Consider the following 22,095-nt stretch of genomic DNA (forward strand, 5'->3'; position numbering starts at 1 on the left):
ATGCCGAGGCATCCGTCCCGCACCCCGAACAGGAGATCCTCATGGACTGGCTCGACAAGATCATCAAGACGTTCCTCGATTTCGAGGCGATGTGGAATGTGATGCCCCAGCTGCTGGGCACCGGCCTGGTGAACACGCTGATCATCTCGGTGGCGGCGACAGTGCTCGGCATCGTCATCGGCATGATCCTCGCCGTGATGGGCGTCGCCCGCACAGCCTGGCTGCGCGTGCCGGCACGCATCTACACCGACATCTTCCGCGGACTGCCCGCGATCCTCACCATCCTGCTCATCGGCCAGGGCTTCGCGTGGCTGAGCCGACAGATGTTCGGCCCCTCACCGTACCCGCTCGGCATCCTCGCGCTGAGCCTGATCGCCGGCGCATACATCGGCGAGATCTTCCGCGCGGGCATCCAGTCCGTCGAACGCGGGCAGCTCGAGGCGTGCCGGGCCCTCGGCATGACCTACGGGTCCGCCATGCGCCTCGTCGTCGTCCCGCAGGGCATCCGGCGAGTTCTGCCCGCGCTGGTCAACCAGTTCATCGCGATCGTCAAGGACTCCTCCCTGGTCTACTTCCTGGGCCTGCTGGTCTCCGAGCGCGAGCTGTTCCGCGTCGGACAGGACGCGGCGGTGCTCACCGGCAACCTCTCGCCCCTGGTCATGGCAGGGGTCTTCTACCTCGTGATCACGGTTCCGCTCACGCACCTCGTGAACTACTTCGACAACCGGTTCCGCACGGGACGCCGCAAGCCCACCCCTCCGAAGAGCGGCCTCGAGGAGGTCGCCGAGCAGTCCCTCAGCCCGGTCTACACCCGAGGAGAGAACACATGACGTACACGTCGCCCCTGCCCGTGACCGAGGGCCGCTTCTACGAGGGCTCCCGGCTGTTGATCGAGAACCTCCGCATGGCCTACGGCGACATCGACGTCATCAACGACGTCTCGATCACCGTCGAGCCCGGCACGACGACCTGCATCATCGGGCCGTCCGGATCCGGCAAGTCCACTCTCCTGCGCGGTGTGAACCGTCTTCACGAGCCCAAGGCGGGGAGGGTCCTTCTGGCAGACGACGACGCACTCACCCTCAAGCCGGACGTACTGCGCCGCCGGGTCGGGCTCGTCTTCCAGCACTTCAATCTCTTCCCCGACCACACCGCCCAGCAGAACGTCGCTCTTGCGCTGCGCAACGTGAAGCGGATGCCGAAGGGTGAGGCCGAGCGGATCGCCCTGGCTCGGCTCACCGAGGTCGGTCTCGCCGAGCGCGCTGATCACCGTCCCCGCGATCTCTCCGGCGGACAGCAGCAGCGGGTTGCGATCGCGCGCGCACTCGCCATGGAGCCGGAGGTAATGCTCTTCGACGAGGCCACGAGCGCTCTCGACCCTGAACTGGTCAAGGGTGTGCTCAATCTCATGGCCGAACTCGCTCAGCGCGGCATGACGATGCTCGTCGTGACGCACGAGATGGGCTTCGCGCGCAAGGTCGCCGACCAGGTCGTCTTCATGGACGAGGGCCGAGTCGTGGAGGCCGGCACCCCCGAGCAGATCTTCGACGATCCGCGGAGCGACCGCCTGCGTCTGTTCCTCTCGGAGGTGCTGTGATGGCGACAGCTGCAAGCAACCGCCTCCGCACCGCCGTCGTCGGATACGGAGTATCCGGCCGGGTCTTCCACACGCCGTTCCTGCAAGCCGACCCTGCGTACTCGGTCGACGTGATCGTCACGGCCGATACCGGACGTGCGAGCGAAGCGGCGCGGCGGCATCCGTCCGCATCCGTGGTCGCGACGGTCGAGGAGATGCTGGCGCAGGCCAGCGATCTAGACCTCGTCGTGATCGCAACGCCGCCGGCGACTCACGCCGGCATCGCGACCGCTGCGCTCGACGCTGGACTCGACGTGGTCGTGGACAAGCCGTTCACGGTCGCTTCGGACGAGGGGCGGGCGCTGATCGCGCATGCCGAGCGGCTCCGACGCCGGATCACGGTGTTCCAGAACCGGCGCTGGGACGGCGACTTTCGGACTGTCCGCGATCTTGTCGAGACCGGCCGGCTCGGGGCGGTGCGTCGCTTCGAGTCGCGCTTCGAGTGGTACAAGCCGGAGGTCCGAGCGAGCTGGAAGGCCGAGGCGTCAGTGGCCGAGGGGGGCGGAATCCTGTTCGATCTGGGCACGCACCTCATCGACCAGGCCGTGCAGCTGTTCGGGCCCGTTGCCGAGGCGCGCGCCGAGCTCGCGGTGAACAGGCCTGGCGGCCTGGCCGACGACGACGCATTCGTCGCGCTGGAGCATGAGTCCGGCACGATCTCGCACCTGTGGATGAACTCGCTTGCACCGCAGTTCGGCCCGCGATTCCACGTGCTCGGCTCTCTCAACGGGTACACGAGCCACGGGTTGGATGGGCAGGAGGCGGCTTTGGACGCCGGGGTCCTGCCCTCTGATGAGGATTACGGCCTCACTTCCCCCGAACGTTGGGGGGTCTTCGGCATCGAGGGCTCGCTTGAGCCGCTGCCGACGCTCCGCGGCGATTACGGCGCCTTCTACCGCGCCCTCGCCGACGCGATCCGCGGCCATGCTCCGGTTCCGGTCGATCCGACGGACGCCGTCGCCGTCCTCGAGATCATCGAGCGACTGCACGCCGGCACGCCGCTGCGTCGAGCTGAACTCCATGAACACAACGAAGGACAAAGATGACCAACTCGCAACCTCTCCACGTCGTCGTGATCGGTGCCGGTATCCTCGGCACGTCCACGGCAGCCCACCTCGCGCGCAGCGGCGCCCGCGTGACTCTCGTCACGTCGGGGAAGCCCGCGGACGGCGCGTCCGGCCGCTCGATCGCCTGGCTGAACTCGTCGGGCGCTCGCTCGACGGAGTACCGGTACCTGCGCCTGATTGGCCTCGATCGGTACCGCACCTGGCGTGAACGGCATCCGGACAGCGCTTCGTACCTGCGCTTCGACGGCGCACTGAAGTGGGGCGGGGAAGACGAGAGCTTCCGTGACACGTTCGACTACGAGCGAGCGGGCGGTTACGACTCGCTGTGGCTCGACCGCGAGCAGGTGGCCGCGCTCACCCCCGACGTGGATGCGGATGCGGTATCTGACGAGGGAGCGATCTTCAACAGGGGTGAAGGCTGGGTGAACCTTCCGGATCTCATCGACGCTCTCCTCAGCGAGGCGTCGGCCGACGGCGCGGAGGTCATCGAGAACGCGGGAGACGTGCGGGTCGACGTGCGGGACGGTGCCGCTGTCGGCGTCACGCTCGGCGATGGCACCGGACTCGCGGCCGACCGAGTGGTACTGGCGACCGGCGGCGATGTGCCTGCTCAGCTCGCGGCGCTCGGCGTTACGGTACCGGACGCCACTCCCGCTGCTTTCGTCGTCGTCACGCAACCGGTCGAGCCTCGGGTGAAGACCGTGCTGAACACTCCGCGAGTGGCCGTGCGTCCCATGCCGGATGGACGCCTCGTGCTCGATGCGGACTGGGCCGAGAAGTCGGTCGTCGTCGAGCCGGATGGGTCGCTCACGGTGCCGGATGAGTCGGTGCGCGGGCTGCTGGAGGAGGGCTCTCGTGTGCTCGCGGGCCATCCCGCGCTGGTCGCCGAGCGAGTCGCAGCCGGCCTCAAGCCGATTCCGGGCGACGGTGAGCCCGTTGTCGGACCGGTGTCGCCGATCGCAAACCTGTTCACCCTGTTCACGCATTCGGGTGCAACGCTCGGGCTCATCCTGGGCGAACTGCTTGCAGAGGAGATCGTTACTGGAAAGCCGTCCCCGGTGCTTGATGCCTTCCGGCTGGAGCGCTTCACTTCCGGCGGCGAGCTCGCGGAGGTGGGCATCGGAGCCTGGGCTCCGGTCATCAGCTCGTAACCGCTTCAGCGAGGCGAGAGGGACGGATGCAGTTCGGCGTCGGTCCCTCTCCGCGGTTCTGTGCGCGACGACAGCCGCCGCCTGCGTCGTCCGCTACATGCCGTCCGCCGTATACCGACCGGCGTAGCGTGGGCACCAGCGATCGGCATCCGCCCTTGGCTACACAGCTCAAGGGCATCCGAACGGCAGGAGAGCATCATGACTTCCACGCACATCGACACCGACGTCGACACCGCAGCAGCGACTCTCGGACCGATTCGGCAGACGTATTCCGGCACCGCGGAGTTCCCTCCGATGGCCCACGCGTACAAGCAGGTGTCGCAGGTGGTCCGTGAGACCGGGCTGCTGCAGCGCACCTCGTGGTTCTACATCTTCGTCGCCGCCGGCATCGCGCTGGCGCTGGGCGGAGCCGTCACCGGCTTCATCCTGCTCGGCGACAGCTGGTTCCAGCTGCTGATCGCCGCGGCGCTCGGCATCATCTTCACGCAGATCGCCTTCCTCTCGCACGAGGCGGCTCACCGGCAGATCCTGACCTCGGGACCGGCGAACTTCAAGCTCGCGCGCATCCTCGCGGGCAGCATCGGCATGAGCTACTCGTGGTGGGACTCGAAGCACACGAAGCACCACGGCAACCCCAACCAGGTCGGCAAGGATCCCGACATCGAGGTCGACACCATCTCGTTCCTCGAGGAGGACGCTGCGAAATCGCGCGGCCTGGTGCGTCTGATCACCCGCAAGCAGGGCTGGCTGTTCTTCCCGCTGCTCACCCTCGAGGGTCTGAACCTCCACTACATCGGACTGAAGCACCTCTTCACCAAGAAGAATGTCAAGGGACGCTGGACCGAGCTCGGCATCATCGCCCTCCGTTTCGCGATCATCCTGATCCCCGTGTTCACGATGCTGCCGCTCGGCATGGCGTTCGCGTTCATGGGTGTGCAGCTGGCTGTGTTCGGCGTCTACATGGGGGCCTCGTTCGCACCGAACCACAAGGGCATGCCCATCATCGATCCCCACGCCCGCCTGGACTTCTTCTCGAAGCAGGTGCTCACCTCGCGCAACATCCGCGGCGGATGGTGGGCCACGGCGCTCATGGGCGGTCTCAACTACCAGGTCGAGCACCACCTCTTCCCGAGCATGCCGCGTCCGCACCTGGCCAAGGCGCGCGCGATCGTCCGCGACTACTGCGCGTCGAACAACGTGCCGTACACCGAGACCAGCCTCGGCCGTTCCTACGCGATCGTGATCGAGTACCTGAACCGGGTCGGTCTCGCAGCCGGCGCCGATCCGTTCGACTGCCCCGCAGCCACGAGCTTCCGCCGCGCCTGACGGTCGATCGCACGTCGCACACGATCGCGCTTCGCGCGCGGTCGTGTGCGAAGCGGGGGCCGACACGCCAGATGTCGGACGCATTGGCAAGAAGCGTCCGACATGTGGCGTGTCGGCCCCCGGAGCGTAACGTTCGATATCGCCGACGCAGTCTCGGGTCAGGCCTTCGGGTACGCGGACGCCTTCAGGGCACGAGCGAGGTGCGCGGCGTTCGACGCGGCCGTCGTGATGGTCTGGGCGACCTTCTCGGGCGTCTCGGGCAGATCCTTGTAATCCGTCGACCCCATCGCCTCGCCGTTCCAGTAGATCGAGCCCTGTGCGGGGATGGTGAAGCCCACGTCGTTGAGCGATTGGAAGACGATGGCGGCGATGTGGTGCGCGCCGTCCTCGTTGCCGACCACGACCGCGAGCGCGACCTTGTCGAACAGGGTCGGCCGGCCCTGCTCATCGGTCTCGCTCAGCTCGGCATCCAGCCGCTCGAGCACCCGCTGCGCGACGCTGGAGTGCTGCCCCATCCAGGTCGGCGTGGCGAACACGAGGATATCGGCGGCGAGCACCCGCTCTCGCAGCGACGGCCACTGATCGCCGTCGCCCATGTCGGCCTGCACCCCGGGGCGGATGTCGTGGTCGACCGCGCGGATGCGGTCGGCGGTCACGCCGTGCTCGGCGAGAGCGTCGAGCACCTGCTCGCCGAGCACCTCTGTGCTCGATCCGGCAGGGGAGGGCTTGAGGGTGCAGTTGATGAGAAGTGCGGTGAGCTTCTGGTCCATGAGAGGCACCAAACCAGCCATCCGCGAGGCGCGGGAGGGGCTTTCGTACCGCACGGGGATGAGCTAGACGTCCTGCGTCTCGGCCAGGTCGGGCCCGGCCTCGGCATCCGATCTCTCGTCGTCGCGCCGTGAGCCGGACCCCAGGCGCAGGGTCGCGATCAGCCCGAGGGCGAGGAACCCCGCCGCCGCGAAGGCCGAGGCCCGCGTGCCGTCGCTGAACGCCTCGCGCGCGGCGGCGCCGACGGCGGCGTCGCGCGCGGCGAGGGCGGGGATCGCGCCGCCCGCACTCGTGACGACGGCATCGACGATCTGCGTCCGCGCGGAGTCGGGGAGGGTCGGGATGTCTGCGAGGCGTGTGTCGAGGGCTGCGCCGGTCGACGTGAACAGGACGGTTCCGAGCACCGCGATTCCCAGCGCCGATCCGATCTGCCTCGCGGTGCTCTGCGTGCCCGAGCCCTGGCCGCTGAAGCTCACCGGCACGTCCTTCAGCACGACGCCGGTCAGCTGCGCGGTGGCCAGGCCCAGCCCGATGCCGTAGAGGAAGAGGAAGGGCACCACCTGCAGCCACGACGCCGTCGCGCTGATCGCCAGCCCAAGGCCTGCGACGCCGACGATCTCGGCCGCGATGCCGGCACGCACGAGCATGATCGGAGTGACCCGGGAGCTGACGGCCGCAGAGAATCCGCTCGCCGCGAACGAGCCGCCGGCGAGAGCGAGCAGGACGAAACCCGTCTGCAGGGCGTCGTAGCCCACGACGTTCTGCAGCCACAGCGGCAGCGACAGCACGATGCCGAACTCTCCGAGCGAGACGATGAGCGCCGCGATGTTGCCGTTGCGGAAGGACGGGATCGCGAACAGCGACAGCGCGAGCAGCGTCGGCTGCCCTCGGCGGGCGCGCCGGACACCCCACCAGATGAACAGCGCCGTCGAGAGCGCCGCGACGGCGAACGACACCGGAACGGGGGAGAGGCCGAACGGCCAGGTCCAGTCGCCGATCGTCAGCCGACGCTCGCCTTCGCTGAGCCACCACCCGTAGGTGCGGCCCTCGATGAGGCCGAACACGAGTCCGGCGCTGGCGAGCACCGACAGCACGGCGCCGACCACGTCGATGCGGCGGCCGTCGTGAGCATCGCGCGATTCCGCGACGGTGAGGAGCACGCCCACGGCGACGATCAGACCGAGGGGGATGTTGATCCCGAACGCCCACCGCCATGAGAAGTAGGTGGTCAACCAGCCGCCCAGGAGCGGGCCGAGGGCGACCATGCCGCCGATCGTCGACCCCCACACCGCGAAGGCGATGCCGCGTTCGCGCCCGCGGAAGCCCGCGTTGATGAGCGACAGCGTCGTCGGGAGCACCATGGCGCCGCCGACTCCCTGAATCACCCGTGCGCCGATCAGGAGATCACCCGTGGGCGCGAGGGCGATGAGCACAGAGGCGACGACGAAGACGGCGATGCCGACCAGGAGCATCAGTCGGCGTCCATACCGGTCGGAGAGCGTGCCGAAGACCAGCAGCAGTGCGGCGAACACGAGCGTGTAGCTCTCCTGCACCCACTGCACCTGCGTCGAGCTGATCGCGAGCTCGTCGACGATCGAGGGGATGGCGACGTTGACGATCGTGGAATCGACGATGATCAGCGACACGGCGACGCTGATGAAGACGAGGCTGAGCCACTTGTTCGGTGCGATGGTCACCGAGCAAGAATCCCACGGTTTACCTAGCCGAGCAAGCAAATAGCCTGGCTTGCTTGCAGGCGCACCGATATGCTGTGCGCATGAACTCGCGCAGGGAAGGTGCTGCCGCGCGCGCAAGCGCCATGATCGATCCGCGCGTGATCGACCCCGGCCAGCAGCTGGTCAGCGTCGAGGGCCTGTCCGACAGCGAGATCGACCAGGTCGTGCGCGTGCTGTCGGCTCTGCGCCGCTGGCGGGAGACCGAGCAGCGCATCAGCTGGCAATCGCGCACCGAGATGAAGCTCAACGAGACCGACATGGAAGCACTGCGCTTCCTCGTCGCATCGCTCAACAACGGCGTCCTGGTGACCGCAGGCATGCTCGCCGATCATCTGCGCATCTCGACGAGCTCGACGACGAAGATGCTCGACCGCCTCGCCAGGGCGGGGCACGTCACCCGCACCCCGCACCCGACGGATCGGCGCGCGGTGACGGTGAGCATCACCCCCGACACGCACGAGCAGGTGCGCGACAGTGTCGGCAGGGTGCACGCCGACCGGTTCGCCGCGGTCGCCGAGCTCACGCCGGGCGAGCGCGACGTCGTCGCACGTTTCCTCGAGCGGCTGGCGCGAGGAGACGACGACCGCGGGTGACTCAGTGCTTCCGGTTGGCCTGGTAGTACGCGAGCAGCGCATTGGTGGATGGGTCCTGCGCGGCGAGCGCATCCGCATCGCCCTCGAGCGCGGGAGCGATCTGAAGCGCGAGCTGCTTGCCGAGCTCGACGCCCCACTGGTCGAAGGAGTTGATGCCCCAGATCACGCCCTGGGTGAAGGTGATGTGCTCGTACAGCGCGATCAGCTGACCGAGAACCGCGGGCGTCAGCGACGGCGCGAAGATCGACGTGGTCGGACGGTTGCCGCCGAACGTGCGCGCGGCGACGAGAGCGCCTGTCGTGCCCTCCGCCTCGACCTCCTCGGCGGTCTTGCCGAACGCGAGCGCCTTGGTCTGCGCAAGGAAGTTCGCGAGGAAGAGCCCGTGCACGTCGCGCCCGTCGTCGGCGAGCGGATAGGCGGGGTTGACGAAGGCGATGAAGTCGGCGGGGATCAGTCTCGTGCCCTGGTGGATCAGCTGGTAGAAGGCATGCTGACCGTTGGTACCCGGCTCGCCCCAGAACACCTCGCCGGTGTCGGTCGTGACGGGTGTGCCGTCCCAGCGCACCGACTTGCCGTTCGATTCCATGGTCAGCTGCTGCAGATACGCGGCGAAGCGGCTCAGCTGCTGGGCGTACGGCAGCACGGCGTGGGTCTGCGCGTTGAGGAAGTTCGTGTACCAGATGTTGAACAGACCCATCAGCACGGGCACGTTCTGCGTGAGCGGGGTCGTGCGGACGTGCTCGTCGACGGCGTGGAAGCCCGCGAGCAGCTCACGGAACGCGTGCGGGCCGAAGACCACGGCGAGCGACAGTCCGATCGCCGAGTCGACCGAGTAGCGACCGCCCACCCAGTCCCAGAAGCCGAAGGCGTTCTTCGGGTCGATGCCGAACGCCTCGACCTTGTCGAGCGCGGTCGAGACGGCGACGAAGTGGTGCGCGACGGCTCCCTTTCGGCTCGCGTCGTCGTCGTCCATCGCACCCGCAGCCGAAAGGCCCGCCCACAGCCATTCGCGCGCGAGGCGGGCGTTGGTCAGGGTCTCGAGCGTGGTGAACGTCTTCGACGCGACGATGAACAGAGTGGTCTCGGGGTCGAGATCCGCGGTCTTCTGCGCGATGTCGGTCGGGTCGATGTTCGACACGAAGCGCGCCTCGATACCGGCGTCGGCGTAGGGCTTGAGCGCCTCGTAGACCATCACCGGCCCGAGGTCGGACCCGCCGATGCCGATGTTCACGACGTGCGTGACCTTCTTGCCGGTGGTGCCCAGCCAATCGCCAGAGCGCACCCGGTCGGCGAACGCCGACAGCGATGCCAGCACGTCCTGCACGTCGGCATCCACGTCCTGCCCGTCGACGACGAGCTCGGGCGACGCGCCCTCCGGCCGACGCAGGGCCGTGTGCAGCACCGCACGATCCTCCGTGGTGTTGATGTGCGCTCCCTCGAGCATCGCGGCGTAGCGCTCCGCGACCCCGGTCTGCTCCGCCAGCCGCACCAGCGCGCCGACGATCTCGTCGGTCACGAGGTTCTTCGACAGGTCGACGTGCAGATCCGCGAGCGGCAGCGACAGGCGCTCGACGCGCGTCGCATCCGCCGCGAACCAGCCGCGCAGGTCGGGCGAGAACGAATCCCGGATGGCCGACAGCTCAGCCCAGGCGGACGTGGAGGTGGGGTCGATCGGTGCGCTCATGCAAGCAACGTTAGCGCCGCGACCGCATCTCGACGCGGTCGATGACGTGGCGGCCGCCTGCCGGTAGCGTGGTCAGCGACCTCAGGAGGAACGATGAAGACCATCCCGTTCGGAACCCGCACCGCACCCGCGGTGATCGCCGGGATGATGCGCATCCGCGAGAAGACGGATGCCGAGGTGCGCGAGCTGTACGACACCGCCCGATCGGCGGGGATCGACTTCTTCGATCACGCAGACATCTACGGCGGCGCCATGCACGTCTGCGAGGACCGTTTCGCGGCTGCGCTGCAGCTGAGCGCCGCCGAGCGCGAGGAGATCGTGCTGCAGACCAAGTGCGGCATCGTGCCGTCGCAGCAGATGTTCGATTTCTCGTATGCGCACATCATGACCCAGGTCGAGGGGTCGCTCTCGGCGCTGCAGACCGACTACATCGATGTGCTGCTGCTGCACCGCCCCGATGCCCTGGTCGAGCCCGACGAGGTCGCGCGCGCGTTCGACGAGCTCGAGGCCGCCGGGAAGGTGCGCGCGTTCGGCGTCTCGAACCACACGCCCCGACAGATCGACCTGCTGCGCACGGCGGTGACGCAGCCGCTCGTGGCGAACCAGCTGCAGCTGTCGATCACGCACTCGCCGATCATCGCCCAGGGGATCGCGGCGAACATGACGGGGGAGAAGCAGAGCGTCGTCCTCGACGGAGGGGGCATCGTCGACTACTGCCGCATCAACGGCATCACGGTGCAGGCCTGGTCGCCGTATCAGGCCGGATTCTTCGACGGCGTGTTCCTCGGCAACCCCGCCTACGCCGAGCTCAACGCCGTCATCGACCGCCTCGCAGCGAAGTACGAGGTCACGCCGACGGCGATCGCCACGGCGTGGATCACCCGCCACCCGGCGAACATGCAGGTCGTGCTCGGCACGACCACACCGCGGCGGGTGGCGGATGCGGCGGCGGGCGCCGACATCGAGCTGACCCGTCCCGAATGGTACGAGCTGCTCCGCGTCGGCGGCCACATCGTTCCCTGACGAGGACCCACCCGTGCATCCGCTGATCTCCGCCGCCGACCTGCATGACCGGCTCGGCGCGTTCCACCTGCTCGATGTCCGCTGGTTGCTGGGTCGCAGCGACGGACACGAGCAGTACGTCGCCGGCCACATCCCCGGCGCGGTGTTCGTCGATGTCGAGCGCGACCTCACCCGCCATGGCGAACCGCATGAAGGTCGTCACCCGCTGCCCGACGACGCGGCGCTCGCCGGCGCCGCGCGCCGGTGGGGACTCCGTCAGGGCGTGCCCGTCGTGGTCTACGACGACGACCGGATGCTGCCGGCGTCACGCGCCTGGTGGGCGCTGCGGCGCGCAGGGATCGAGGTGCGGGTGCTCGACGGCGGCTGGCGTGCATGGCTTGCGGCGGGCGGAGCGGTCGAGACGGGCGAGACCACGGCTGCAGTCGGGGACGTCGACCTCCTCGCGCCCGGTGATGCCGGTGTCATCGACACGCGCTCCGCGGCGAGCTGGCCGGATGCCGGAGTGCTGCTTGACGCACGCGCCGCCGAGCGCTACCGCGGCGAGGTCGAGCCGATCGACCCGGTCGCAGGTCACATCCCCGGTGCGAAGAACCTCCCGATCGCCCGCGTGCTCACCGAGGACGGCAGATTCCGGATGGCGACCGACATCGCCGCCGCATTCGACGCCGTCGGAGCGGCGGAGGGCACACCGATCGCCGCCTACTGCGGCTCGGGCATCACCGCGGCGCAGCTCGCGCTCGCCGGGGCCATAGCGGGCCGCGAGGTGAGCGTGTATCCCGGCTCGTGGAGCGCGTGGTCGAACACACCGGGACTGCCGATCGCGACCGGCGTGGAGTGACGGCGACACCGTCTCACCGGTCGTCTAATCTGAGATCATGCCGTTCCTGTTCACCCTGATCACCATCGCGTTGATGGTGTTCGCGCTCGTGGACATCATCCGTCGCGACGACAGCCAGGTGCGGTTCCTGCCGAAGCTCGTCTGGCTGCTGCTCGTCGTGCTGCTGCCGCTGCTGGGCAGCGCGCTCTGGTTCGCGATCGGTCGGGAGTACCCCGAGGGCGGCATCCGGCTCGGGCGTCCCGCACGGCACCGGACGGCGCCCGCTTCGCCGGTGGTGAGCGCACCGCCGGTCGACACCCGATCGACCGAGCAGCAGATCGCCGACCTCGATCGTGAGATCGAGGAATGGCGGCTGCGTCAGGAGATCGAGAAGCGCAAGCAGGAACGCGGCGACAGCGTCAGCGAGGACTGAGCCCTCGCACGGTGGACGACGCGCACGGGGCCGCGCCGCCCCGCCGCCGGTCAGGCCTCCTGCAGGCGCACCAGACGCTCGTGTCCGCTCTCCTCCAGAGCGGCGACGTCGTCGCGCGAGCGCAGGAAGTCGTTGAACGACCGGTATCCGAGCGCCTTCTCGCTGAACGAGGGGTCCATCCGGCGCATCTGCGTCTTCACGGCCGAGGCGTGCAGCCATTCATCGGAGTCGGTCTTGTCGTGGCCGAGACGCAGCGCTCGCACGAGAAGCGAGGTCGCCTCGGACTGGTCGTCCTGCTTGGGAGCGGCGGTGCGGGTACGACGGCTTCGGGTGGTGCTCTTCGGCTCGGGCTTGTCCTTCGCGGACACCTCGGCCGGGGCATCCGCCGTGGGGCGCACGACACCGGGAAGCGAGTCGTACGACTCGAACTCGTCGCAGGCCGCGGCCAGCGACTTCGCCGTGGACCCGGCGACCCCGACGCCGATCACGTATCGGCCCAGGCGCTTGCATCGCTGCGCGAGCGGCACGTAGTCGCTGTCGCCGGCGACGATCACCACGTGCGTGAGATCCGGCAGCCGGAACATGTCTTCCACGGCATCGACCGCCAGGCGGATGTCGGCGCCGTTCTTCGCGTACGCCGCGGCCGGGAAGAGCTGCACGAGGTCGACGGCACGGGCGACCAGCTGCGAGCGGTACTCGGCGTTCACCGGAGACGACCAGTCGGCGTATGCCCTGGTGAGCACGAGCGTGCCGAAGGACGAGGCGTAGTCGATGATCGCTCCGACCTCGATCGTCGCCTGCTTGAGCCGCTCGGCGACCTCGGCGTCGTTCGGGTTGTCGGTGATCCGCTGACGATCCTTGCCGTACGCATTGCGCCCGTGCACCCGGTCGTACCAGGAGATGACGATGTTGTCGAAGTCGAGATAGACCGCCACGCGGCCGGTGGTCTCTGCCATGTCAGCTCTCGCTCGGGTAGACGACGCCGATCTGGCGACGGATCTCATCGAGGGCGCCCATGATCTCGACCGACTCGGCGATCGACAGCGGGAGCAGCGCGCCGGCGATGTCGCCCGCGGCGACAGCACCTTCCGCGGCGAAAGCCTGGTACTGCATGCCGCGGCCCTCGACGCGCGACTCGTACTCCTCGAGCACGGTGCCGTCGGCGGCGATCACCCGGAACGACGTCGGCGTGTACCAGACCCGATCGATCTCGATGCGAGCCTCGGTGCCCAGCACGACGGCCGTGTTCGGCCCGACGGTGCGCGACGAGGACAGCGAGGTCGAGATCGCCCCGCCCGCGTGGGTCATGATGGTGGCGACCTCGGCATCCGCCCCCGTGCCCAGCAGGCGCCCGACCGCGGTGATCTGCGTCGGCGCGCCCAGCACGTCCCAGATGAACGAGATCGGGTAGATCCCGAGGTCGAGCAGCGCACCGCCGCCGAGCGAGAGGGCGTTGATGCGGTGCGCGGGGTCGGTGGGAAGGCTCTGGGTGTGGTCCGCGGACACCGAGCGGATCTCGCCGAGCGTGCCCGAGGCGATGACCTCGCGCAGCCGCACCATGTGCGGCAGATATCTGGTCCACATCGCCTCCATGGCGAGCAGGCCCTTCTCCGCGGCGAGCGAGCGGAGGTCATCGGCCTCGGCGCGGTTGACGGTGAACGCCTTCTCGACCAGCACGTGCTTGCCGTTCTGCAGCGCCAGACGGGCATCCTCGTGGTGCATCGGGTGCGGGGTCGCGACGTAGATGATGTCGACCTCGGGGTCTTCGGCGAGGTCGACGTACGATCCGTGCGCGCGGGGGATGTCGAAGCGCGCGGCGAACTCGTCGGCTGACTCCTGAGTGCGTGAGCCCACCGCGACGACGTCGAGGCCTGCGGTGCGCAGGTCGGAGGTGAAGGCTGCGGCGATGCCGCCGGTGGCGAGGATGCCCCATCGAAGTCCGGTCATGGCATCAGCGTATCGGGGCGAGCGACATCGACGGCCAGGAGGCTCTCAGGTCAGCGGGCTGCCACCAGCGCGTCCTCGAGCAGCGGCGCGAGCACCCGGTCGAGATCGGCGATGAGGTCGGCCGGGTCTTCGAGGCCTGCCGAGACTCGGACGGTGTTCACCGAGATGCCGGCCGCCGTTCGCTGATCGGCGGTCAGGTGCGAGTGGGTCATCGACGCGGGGTGCGCCACCATGCTGCGGGCATCGCCGATGTTGGCGACGAGCCGGAACACCCGCAGCTCGTCGACGACCGCGGCGACGCGGTCGAACGACCCGTCGTCCTCGGCGCCCACGATGTCGAACGAGAACACCGAGGGCGCGCCGTTCGGCAGGTAGCGTGCTGCGGCGCCGTGCCACGGGTTGTCGGCGAGCGCAGGGTGGTGCACGCGGGCGACCGCCGGATGCCCGGCCAGATGCTCCGCGATCAGACGCGCCGTCGCCGACTGCCGGGAGACGCGCAGATCGAGCGTCTCGATGCCCTGCAGGATCTGCCACGCGTTGAACGGAGACAGGGACGGGCCGAGGTCGTGCACGTACTTCGACTTCACGAGTGCCGCGAAGGCCTGGCCGCTGCCGAACCGATCCCACAGGATCAGGTCGCCGAAGCGGGTGTACGGCGCGGTGAACTGCGGCCACCGTGCGGGTTCGGCGCCGAAGTCGAAGGTGCCCTGGTCGACCACCACACCGCCCAGCGAGCTGCCGTGACCGGAGAGGAACTTCGTGGCCGAGTGCACGACGAAGTCCGCGCCGTGCTCGCCCGGGCGCACCAGGTGCGGGGTGCCGACCGTGTTGTCGATGACGAGGGGCACCCCGGCCGCATGCGCCACGTCGGCGACCGCACGGATGTCGAGCACCTGGGCGATCGGATTGGCCACGGACTCGGCGAACAGCAGGCGGGTGCGCGGTGTGACGGCAGCCCGCCACGCGGCGATGTCGTCCTGGTCGACGAAGGTGACCGAGATGCCGAAGTCGTCGAGCGTCTCCTGCAGCAGATCGATGGTGCCGCCGTACAGCTGGTCGGCGGCGACCACGTGCCCGCCGCGGTGCACGAGCGCGAGGATGGTGACCGCGACCGCGGCCTGCCCCGACGCGACGGCCACCGCGCTCGCCCCGCCCTCCAGCAGCGCGACCCGCTCCTCGAGGATCTGCTGCGTCGGGTTGGCGTTGCGGCTGTAGATGATGCCGGGACGGCGCAGGGCGAACAGGTCGGCGGCCTCGGCCAGCGATGCGAACTCGTACGCAGCGGTCTGGTGGATCGGCGGCACGGCGCTGACCACGCCGGTGGGCTGGTACCCGGCCTGCACCTGGGCGGTCGCGAAGCCCTGCGGAGTCGCGCTACACGGGGAAGTCATGTGCTCATGATGCTCTGCGGCGCCGCGCGGACGCCCCTCGTGTGTCGAACTGTTGCGACCTGCCCGGCGCGCGTGCCTGGCATCGTGCCTGATCAGGGAACGAGGACGATCTTGCCGTTCGCCGCGTGCCGCTCGATCAGCTCGTGCGCTCTGGCGGCGTCGGCGAGCGGGAGCTCGGGGCCCAGCTCGACCTGGAAGTCGCCGGCTTCGATGAGGTTGATCGTCAGCGGGATCGCGTCCTGCCGCCAGCTCTGCTCCTCGTCGGTGAGCGGGACGGGGCTGCCACCGGAGAAGGCGCGGATGCCGAAATCGGCGGCGTCCGGACCGCGGACGATCGTCGCGATGCGCTCGCGGTCGTCGACGAGGGCGAGGGAGGTCTGGATCGCCTCGTCGGTGCCGGCGCAGTCGAGCGCGACGGTGACCCCCTCGGGGGCGAGCTCGCGCACACGCTCGGTCAGCCCCTCTCCGTAGGCGACCGGATCGGCGCCGAGCGAGCGCAGCTGATCGAAGCGCTCGGGGCGTGCCGTCGCGATGACACGCGCCCCCCAGAGCACGGCGAACTGCACCGCGGCCTGACCGACCGCCCCCGAGCCGGCGTGCACGAGCAGCGTGTCGCCCTTCGTGACGTCGAGCGAGCGCAGGCACTGATATGCCGTACCGACCGGAATGCCCAGGCTCGCGCCCTCGGCCATGGTGACGCCGTCGGAGAGGCGGAACAGCTTCGACACGGGCACGGCGAGTGCGCTCGCGTAGGTGCCCAGCACGTTGTCGATGACGACGCGATCGCCGATCGCGAATCCGGTGACGCCCTCCCCGAGGCTCGCCACGACGCCGGCACCGTCGAAGCCCACGCGACGCGGCTCGACGATCGGCGGGGAGGGGCGTGCGCCGCGGCGCAGCTTGGCATCCAGCGGATTCACCCCGGCCGCCTCGATGCGCACCACGACCTCGCCGGGGCCGGCGACCGGATCCGGGATCTCGGTCAGCCGCAGGACGTCGGGGGTGCCGATCTCGGAGTAGACGATTGCGTGAGCCATGCCGCCCACGCTACCCGGACTCGTCAGGACCCGCTCGAGCTGCTCAGGACCTTCAGAATGCGCTGCGGCGAGACCGGCTGTGCGGTGCCCAGCCGCTGCGCGAAGACGCTGATCCGGTACTCCTCGAGCAGCCAGCGCGCCTCAACGAGGTTTGCCGGTGCTCCCGGGTCGAGGGGGATGCTGCCGCCCGCGTCAGCGAACGCCGTCGCGACCCGCTCGTACTCGGTCATCCGCGCGCGGTCCCTGCCCGGCTCGTTCGCGAGGGTCTTCAGCCGCTCGAGCATCCCATCCAGGTACCGGGGCAGGTGCGCCAGCCGCTCGACGCCCGTGGCCGCGATGAACCCGGAGCGGATCAGACCGCTCAGCTGCGAGCGGATGTCGTTCAGCGGACCGAGCAGCGCGAGCGAGTTCTGCGACTTGATGCCGCGCTCGACGTCGCGGCTCTTCGTCAGGATCTTCGCGACGAGCGACACGCACGCGAAGAGGCGATCGACGAGCTGGGCGTTCACCTCGTCACGTACACGACGGAACTCCGTCTCGGTGCGGATCACACCGCCCGGCACGCGCTCGTCGATGAGGGCCCGCACGACCGCCGTGCGGGCGTCTTCGATGAGGTTCGCGACGTTCGGGTAGGGAGAGGCCGCGAGCGCGAGCTTCTCGGGCGCCGTCAGGTGGTTCTGCACGTACGACGCGGGAGACGGCACGGTCAGCAGAACGAGGCGGAGCACGCCCTCGCGGATGGCATCCGTCGCGGCATCCGCCGTCGCCTCGACCCGGAGCGAGACCGACCGGCCGCGGTCGACGACCGCGGGGTAGCCGCGCACCGTGCCGCCCGCGACCTTCGTGTCGAGCCGCTCGGGAAGATCGCCGAAGGTCCAGTCGGTCAGGTCGTCCTGCTCGATCGGTCCGCGGGCGGACGCCTCGCCCGTCGACGCGCTCAGGGGCCCAGGGCGAGGCGTGCGGGCCTGCTCGGGACGGTTGAGCGACCGGGTCACGCTCTGCCGCGACCGGTCGGACAGCCGCTGCTGCAGCACCGTGAGCCGGCGGTCGGATCCGACGACCCGTCCTCTCTCATCGACGGCCCTGAAGTTCATCATCAGGTGCCCGGGAACGCGGGCATCCTCGAAGTCGCCGGCGGAGACCGGCTGATTGGCGAGCGGCTGGATGAGCGTCGCCAGCGCCTCCTTGAGCGAGCGCGCCGGCACGCCGGAGTGGTGCTCGGGGCCGTCGGCCGCCAGCTGCTCTCCGAACTTCTCGGCCCAGTCGGCCGCGGGCACGACGTGCCGGCGGATCGCCTTCGGCAGCGATCGCAGCAGTGCGGTGATCAGCTCGGCACGAAGGCCGGACACCTGCCAGTCGAAGCCGGTGTCGCGGATCTGCTGCAGCAGCGCGAGCGGCACCACCACGCTCACGCCGTCGTCGTCGGCGCCGGGTTCGAAGCGGTACGCGAGTCCCAGCACCTGGTCATCCTGCTGCCAGCGGGTGGGGAACTCGCTCTGGTCGGACCTGCTGTCGCCGTCGACGAGGTCGCTCTCACGCATCACGAGCAGCTTCGGCGTGGTCTGCAGCGCGTCGCGCCACCACTTCTCGAACGATCGCACGTCGAACACCTCGCGCGGGACGCGCTCGTCGTAGAACGCGAACACCGACTCGTCGCCGGCGAGGATGTCGCGGCGACGCTCGCGCTCCTCGAGCTTCTCGAGCCGGCGGCGCAGCTCGGCGTTGGCCCGCCAGAACGCACTCACCCGCTTGTCCGAGCGGTGCGGGTCCCATTCGCCCTCGACGAGTGCGTGCCGCAGGAACAGCTCGCGGGCGCCGGCGCGGTCGATGCGCGCGAACTGCACCCGACGCTTCGGGATGATCTCGACGCCGAACAGCGTCACCTTCTCGTAGGCGACGGCGGCTCCCGCGTCCTTCGACCAGTGCGGTTCGGTGACCTGCCGCTTGGCGAGATCGCCGGCGAGGGCCTCTGCCCACGCCGGATCGATCGCGGCGACCGTGCGGGCGAAGGTGCGCGACGTCTCCACGATCTCGGCCGCCATCACCGCCTGCGGGGACTTCTTGCGCAGACCCGACCCGGGGAAGATCGAGAACCGGATGCCGCGGGCGCCCCGGTACTCCGCGATGCGCCGGCCCTTCTCGCCCTTCGCCTTGTTCGCGCTGCCGGCTGCCGTCCGCTCGTCGAGGATGCCGATCTGCGAGAGCAGGCCGGCCAGAATCGCCCGGTGGACGGCATCCGCGCCCTCGCCTGGTCGCTCGGCGCCTCGCTCGGGAGCCGTACGCGACCCCGTCTTGACGAGCGTGCGCAGCTGCCGATGCACATCGAACCACTCTCGCACGCGCACGTAGTTCAGGTGCTCGGTGCGGCACATCCGCCGGAAGGCGCTGGAGCCGAGGGCCTTCTGCTGCTCGCGCAGGTGGTTCCACAGGTTGAGCAGGGTGAGGAAGTCGCTGGTCGGATCGACGAACCGCGCGTGCATGCGGTCGGCCTCGTCGCGCACCGACTCCGCAGCGTCGGCACTGGGGCGCTCGCGCACGTCCTGGATCGACAGCCCGGCGACGATCGCCATGACATCCGCCAGCACGGCGCCCCCGTCCGCGGATGCGGCGACGAGCATGCGCGCGAAGCGCGGATCCATCGGCATCCGCGAGATCTCGCGCCCGATCCGGGTCAGCCGGGGCCGCTCGCCCCTGGCGGCATCGACCGCGCCGATCTCGGTGAGCAGATCCAGGGCCGCCTTCACCCCCCGGGAGTCGGGAGGAGTGAGGAAGGGGAATTCGGTGATGTCGCCGAAGCCGAGCGACAGCATCTGCAGCACCACCGACGCGAGCGAGGTCCGCAGGATCTCGGGTTCGGTGAACTCGGGGCGCCGGTCGAAGTCGTCCTCGCTGTAGAGACGGATCGCGATGCCGTCGCTGGTTCGTCCGGCGCGTCCGGAGCGCTGATTGGCGGATGCCTGCGACACGGCCTCGATGGGCAGGCGCTGCACCTTCGATCGCGAGCTGTAGCGCGAGATGCGCGCCGTGCCCGTGTCGATCACGTACTTGATGCCCGGCACGGTGAGACTCGTCTCGGCGACGTTCGTGGCGAGCACCACACGCCGGCGGACGCCGGCGAGCGTCGACGGCTCGAACACCCGGTGCTGCTCCGCGGCCGACAGCCGGCCGTACAGCGGCAGAACCTCGACAGGGGCGGCCCCCGATCGGTACGCGCCTCGCACGGCATCCGCCGCATCGCGGATCTCCGCCTCGCCGGGAAGGAAGACGAGCACGTCTCCGGGAGCCTCGCGCTCGAGTTCGCGCAGGGCGGCGACGATGGCGGTGACCTCGTCGTCGGGCTCCGCGGCGCGATCAGAGCGGCGACCCCTCGCCGAGGAACCTGCGCGGTCGGGTCGCTCGGTGTTCGATCCCTCGGCCTCCTGCGCAGCCGCGCTCTCGTCGACGGGCGGCCGGTAGCGGATCTCGACGGGGTAGGTGCGTCCGGAGACCTCGACGATCGGCGCCGGGATGCTCTCGACGGCGGGGTCCGCGCTGGGGGCGGCGAAATGCGCCGCGAAGCTCTCGGGGTCGATGGTCGCCGAGGTGATGATCACCTTCAGGTCCGGACGCTCGGGCAGGATCCGGCGCAGGTAGCCGAGCAGGAAGTCCACGTTGAGGGAGCGCTCGTGCGCCTCGTCGATGATGATCGTGTCGTACCGGCGCAGCAGCCGGTCGCGGTGGATCTCGTTGAGCAGGATGCCGTCGGTCATCAGCGCGATGCGCGTGGCATCCGACACCTGATCGGTGAAGCGCACCTTATAGCCCACCAGGTCCCCGAGCTCGACGTTCAGCTCCTCCGCGACCCGCTCGGCGATCGTTCGGGCGGCGAGACGACGCGGCTGCGTGTGCGCGATGCGCTCTCGGCCGAGCTCGAGGCAGATCTTCGGCAGCTGGGTGGTCTTGCCCGACCCCGTGGCGCCGGCGACGATCACCACCTGGTTGTCGCGGATCGCCGCGGCGATCTCGTCACGCGCCGCGCTGACCGGCAGCTCGGGCGGATAGGAGATCACGGGCGAAAACATAGCCCTCCATCGTATCCCCGCGTGTGCGCGCCCGTCGCGCGCGTGCATAGACTCGGCGGGTGACGACGATCGAGGGCGACATCGCCCCGCCACGACCGGTCTCCGCGCTGCGCGCCTGGCTCACGGAGTTCGGGCGACCGCCGCGGCTGATGGGGCTCGACGTCGCCCGCGCGCTGGCCGTGCTCGGGATGATGGCGGCCCATCTGCTCACCACACCTGAGCTCTCACCGCTCGACCCGTCGACGTGGGGTGCGCTGGTGCACGGGCGGTCGGCGATCCTCTTCGCCGTGCTGGCTGGCATCTCGATCGCCCTGATGACCGGACGCACGCGGTTTCCTGACGTCTCCGAGCTGCCCGCGATCAGACTCGGCCTCGTCACCCGCGGTGCCGCCATCTTCGCGATCGGACTCGTGCTCGAGCTGCTCGGCACGCCCATCGCCGTGATCCTCACCTTCTACGGCGCGCTCTACATCGTCGCGGCCGGGTTCGTGCGGTGGCGGGTCACGCATCTGCTCGTCGCAGCGGGCGCGCTCGCGGTCGCCGGGCCACCCCTGCTCGCGTTGCTGCAGGCGCTGACATTCCACGCGAACGGTCCGGGCGCGGGGCTCGTGCTGTTCGGCACGTATCCGCTGACCGTCTGGCTCTCGCTGCTGTTCGCGGGGATGGCGATCGGTCGCACACGGCTGGACCGCGTCGGCGATCGGCTGCGACTGCTCGTGGTCGGGGTGGTGCTCGCCGCCGTGGGATACGGCATCGGGGCTCTGGGTGTCGTCGGGGCGACGGGCGCCGATGCGGATTCGACGGTGAGCGGCACGGCGGCGAGCAGCGAGTCCGTCAGCGAGTCCGTCAGCGAGAGCGTCACCGGGTCGGAGGCGCTCCTCGGTGTCGACCCCGAGGAGATCGACTTCACGGGTGCGGTCTGCGACGACTACGGCGACGCCTACATCAGCTGCTATCCGATCGAGGACGGCACGGCGGAGACGGAGCCCGAGCCCGAGACGTCCGGGTGGGGGTCGTACCTCGTCGAGCTCGCCGAACAGGATCCGCTGGGCAGCGCGCTGCACGCCCTGGTCGCTGTCGAACCCCACTCCGGCGGAACGGCCGAGATCATCGGATCGGGAGGATTCGCCGTGGCGGTGATCGCGCTGTGCCTGCTGGCCAGCGGGCCGCTGCGCTGGCTGCTGCTGCCGTTCGCGGCACTGGGATCCATGCCGCTCTCGGCGTACAGCGCGCATGTGCTGTCGTACGCGCTGATCGCCGGCCCCGGCGTCTTCCTCGACTCGTTAGACGTCTGGGCGTGGTCCGCGGCCGTGCTGCTCGTCGCGGCGTCCCTGTGGTCGATCGTGCGCGGGCGCGGGCCGCTCGAGACACTGCTCGCGCGGTTCACGGCGGTCGTTTCACGCCCGCCGCGCTGAGCGGCCCTAC

Annotated in this window: 18 protein-coding genes; 10 read left to right on the plus strand and 8 right to left on the minus strand. The window is 69.5% G+C overall.

Annotated features, from left to right (window positions below):
- Positions 1-41: 41 nt before the first annotated feature.
- The 5 genes from H9633_RS10310 to H9633_RS10330 all read left to right on the plus strand — a co-directional run bounded on the left by H9633_RS10310 (position 42) and on the right by H9633_RS10330 (position 5,180).
- Positions 42-830 (plus strand): amino acid ABC transporter permease, encoded by a 789-nt coding sequence (locus tag H9633_RS10310; RefSeq protein ID WP_191713112.1) that lies wholly within the window; start codon positions 42-44, stop codon positions 828-830.
- Positions 827-1,597 carry an amino acid ABC transporter ATP-binding protein gene (locus tag H9633_RS10315; RefSeq protein WP_191713113.1) on the plus strand — a complete coding sequence of 257 codons (771 nt, stop codon included), beginning with the start codon at positions 827-829 and terminating at the stop codon, positions 1,595-1,597. The genes H9633_RS10310 and H9633_RS10315 overlap by 4 nt, the downstream gene beginning before the upstream one ends.
- The gene (locus H9633_RS10320; RefSeq protein ID WP_191713114.1) at positions 1,597-2,682 is read left to right on the plus strand and encodes a Gfo/Idh/MocA family protein; all 1,086 of its coding nucleotides are present in this window, start codon (positions 1,597-1,599) and stop codon (positions 2,680-2,682) included. The genes H9633_RS10315 and H9633_RS10320 overlap by 1 nt, the downstream gene beginning before the upstream one ends.
- Entirely contained in the window at positions 2,679-3,854 is a 1,176-nt protein-coding gene (locus H9633_RS10325; RefSeq protein ID WP_071644192.1) for an NAD(P)/FAD-dependent oxidoreductase, read from the plus strand. Before H9633_RS10320 ends, H9633_RS10325 begins: the two co-directional genes overlap by 4 nt.
- A 198-nt stretch (positions 3,855-4,052) precedes the next feature.
- Positions 4,053-5,180, plus strand: coding sequence for a fatty acid desaturase family protein (locus H9633_RS10330; RefSeq protein ID WP_191713115.1), 1,128 nt, complete (start codon positions 4,053-4,055; stop codon positions 5,178-5,180).
- A 158-nt stretch (positions 5,181-5,338) separates the two neighbouring features.
- Here the strand turns inward: H9633_RS10330 and H9633_RS10335 are convergent, their stop codons facing one another.
- Both H9633_RS10335 and H9633_RS10340 read right to left on the minus strand, forming a co-directional pair.
- The gene (locus H9633_RS10335) at positions 5,339-5,950 is read right to left on the minus strand and encodes a flavodoxin family protein (RefSeq protein ID WP_191713116.1); all 612 of its coding nucleotides are present in this window, start codon (positions 5,948-5,950) and stop codon (positions 5,339-5,341) included.
- A 63-nt stretch (positions 5,951-6,013) separates the two neighbouring features.
- Positions 6,014-7,645, minus strand: a complete 1,632-nt coding sequence (locus H9633_RS10340) for an MFS transporter (protein ID WP_191713117.1) — start codon at positions 7,643-7,645, stop codon at positions 6,014-6,016.
- An 80-nt stretch (positions 7,646-7,725) separates the two neighbouring features.
- Between H9633_RS10340 and H9633_RS10345 the strand changes: the two genes are divergently transcribed.
- Positions 7,726-8,277, plus strand: coding sequence for a MarR family winged helix-turn-helix transcriptional regulator (locus H9633_RS10345; protein ID WP_071644228.1), 552 nt, complete (start codon positions 7,726-7,728; stop codon positions 8,275-8,277).
- A gap of 1 nt (position 8,278) precedes the next feature.
- Here H9633_RS10345 and pgi read toward each other — a convergent pair whose 3' ends face one another.
- Positions 8,279-9,961: a glucose-6-phosphate isomerase gene (pgi, locus tag H9633_RS10350; RefSeq protein WP_191713118.1), complete on the minus strand. Its 1,683-nt coding sequence runs from the start codon at positions 9,959-9,961 to the stop codon at positions 8,279-8,281.
- Between the two features lie 93 nt (positions 9,962-10,054).
- Here pgi and H9633_RS10355 point away from each other — a divergent pair, with 93 nt between their 5' ends.
- The 3 genes from H9633_RS10355 to H9633_RS10365 are packed head-to-tail and all read left to right on the plus strand — an operon-like array spanning position 10,055 to position 12,234.
- The gene (locus H9633_RS10355; RefSeq protein ID WP_191713119.1) at positions 10,055-10,984 is read left to right on the plus strand and encodes an aldo/keto reductase; all 930 of its coding nucleotides are present in this window, start codon (positions 10,055-10,057) and stop codon (positions 10,982-10,984) included.
- Between the two features lie 13 nt (positions 10,985-10,997).
- Entirely contained in the window at positions 10,998-11,822 is an 825-nt protein-coding gene (locus tag H9633_RS10360; RefSeq protein WP_191713120.1) for a sulfurtransferase, read from the plus strand.
- Positions 11,823-11,859: 37 nt separating this feature from the next.
- A complete protein-coding gene (locus H9633_RS10365) occupies positions 11,860-12,234 on the plus strand; it encodes a PLDc N-terminal domain-containing protein (RefSeq protein ID WP_071644204.1) in 375 nt (124 codons plus the stop codon).
- 50 nt (positions 12,235-12,284) lie between these two features.
- On the opposite strand, the gene H9633_RS10370 is transcribed toward H9633_RS10365, so the two are convergent.
- From H9633_RS10370 to hrpA, 5 genes are all read right to left on the minus strand, one after another.
- Complete coding sequence (locus tag H9633_RS10370; protein ID WP_071644206.1) at positions 12,285-13,190, minus strand: NYN domain-containing protein; 906 nt, start codon at positions 13,188-13,190, stop codon at positions 12,285-12,287.
- 1 nt (position 13,191) lies between these two features.
- On the minus strand, positions 13,192-14,181 hold the full coding sequence (locus H9633_RS10375) for a Gfo/Idh/MocA family protein (protein ID WP_191713121.1): 990 nt from the start codon (positions 14,179-14,181) through the stop codon (positions 13,192-13,194).
- A 50-nt stretch (positions 14,182-14,231) separates the two neighbouring features.
- Positions 14,232-15,572: an O-acetylhomoserine aminocarboxypropyltransferase/cysteine synthase family protein gene (locus H9633_RS10380; RefSeq protein ID WP_191713122.1), complete on the minus strand. Its 1,341-nt coding sequence runs from the start codon at positions 15,570-15,572 to the stop codon at positions 14,232-14,234.
- Positions 15,573-15,664: 92 nt separating this feature from the next.
- Positions 15,665-16,609 carry a quinone oxidoreductase family protein gene (locus H9633_RS10385; RefSeq protein WP_191713123.1) on the minus strand — a complete coding sequence of 315 codons (945 nt, stop codon included), beginning with the start codon at positions 16,607-16,609 and terminating at the stop codon, positions 15,665-15,667.
- A gap of 23 nt (positions 16,610-16,632) precedes the next feature.
- Positions 16,633-20,763, minus strand: coding sequence for an ATP-dependent RNA helicase HrpA (hrpA, locus tag H9633_RS10390; RefSeq protein WP_449843653.1), 4,131 nt, complete (start codon positions 20,761-20,763; stop codon positions 16,633-16,635).
- Between hrpA and H9633_RS10395 the strand changes: the two genes are divergently transcribed.
- Positions 20,730-22,085: a heparan-alpha-glucosaminide N-acetyltransferase domain-containing protein gene (locus H9633_RS10395; protein WP_191713125.1), complete on the plus strand. Its 1,356-nt coding sequence runs from the start codon at positions 20,730-20,732 to the stop codon at positions 22,083-22,085. The genes hrpA and H9633_RS10395 overlap by 34 nt on opposite strands.
- Positions 22,086-22,095 lie beyond the last annotated feature (10 nt).

The sequence above is a fragment of the Microbacterium commune genome, from assembly GCF_014836945.1.
GTDB classification, from domain to species: Bacteria; Actinomycetota; Actinomycetes; order Actinomycetales; family Microbacteriaceae; genus Microbacterium; species Microbacterium commune.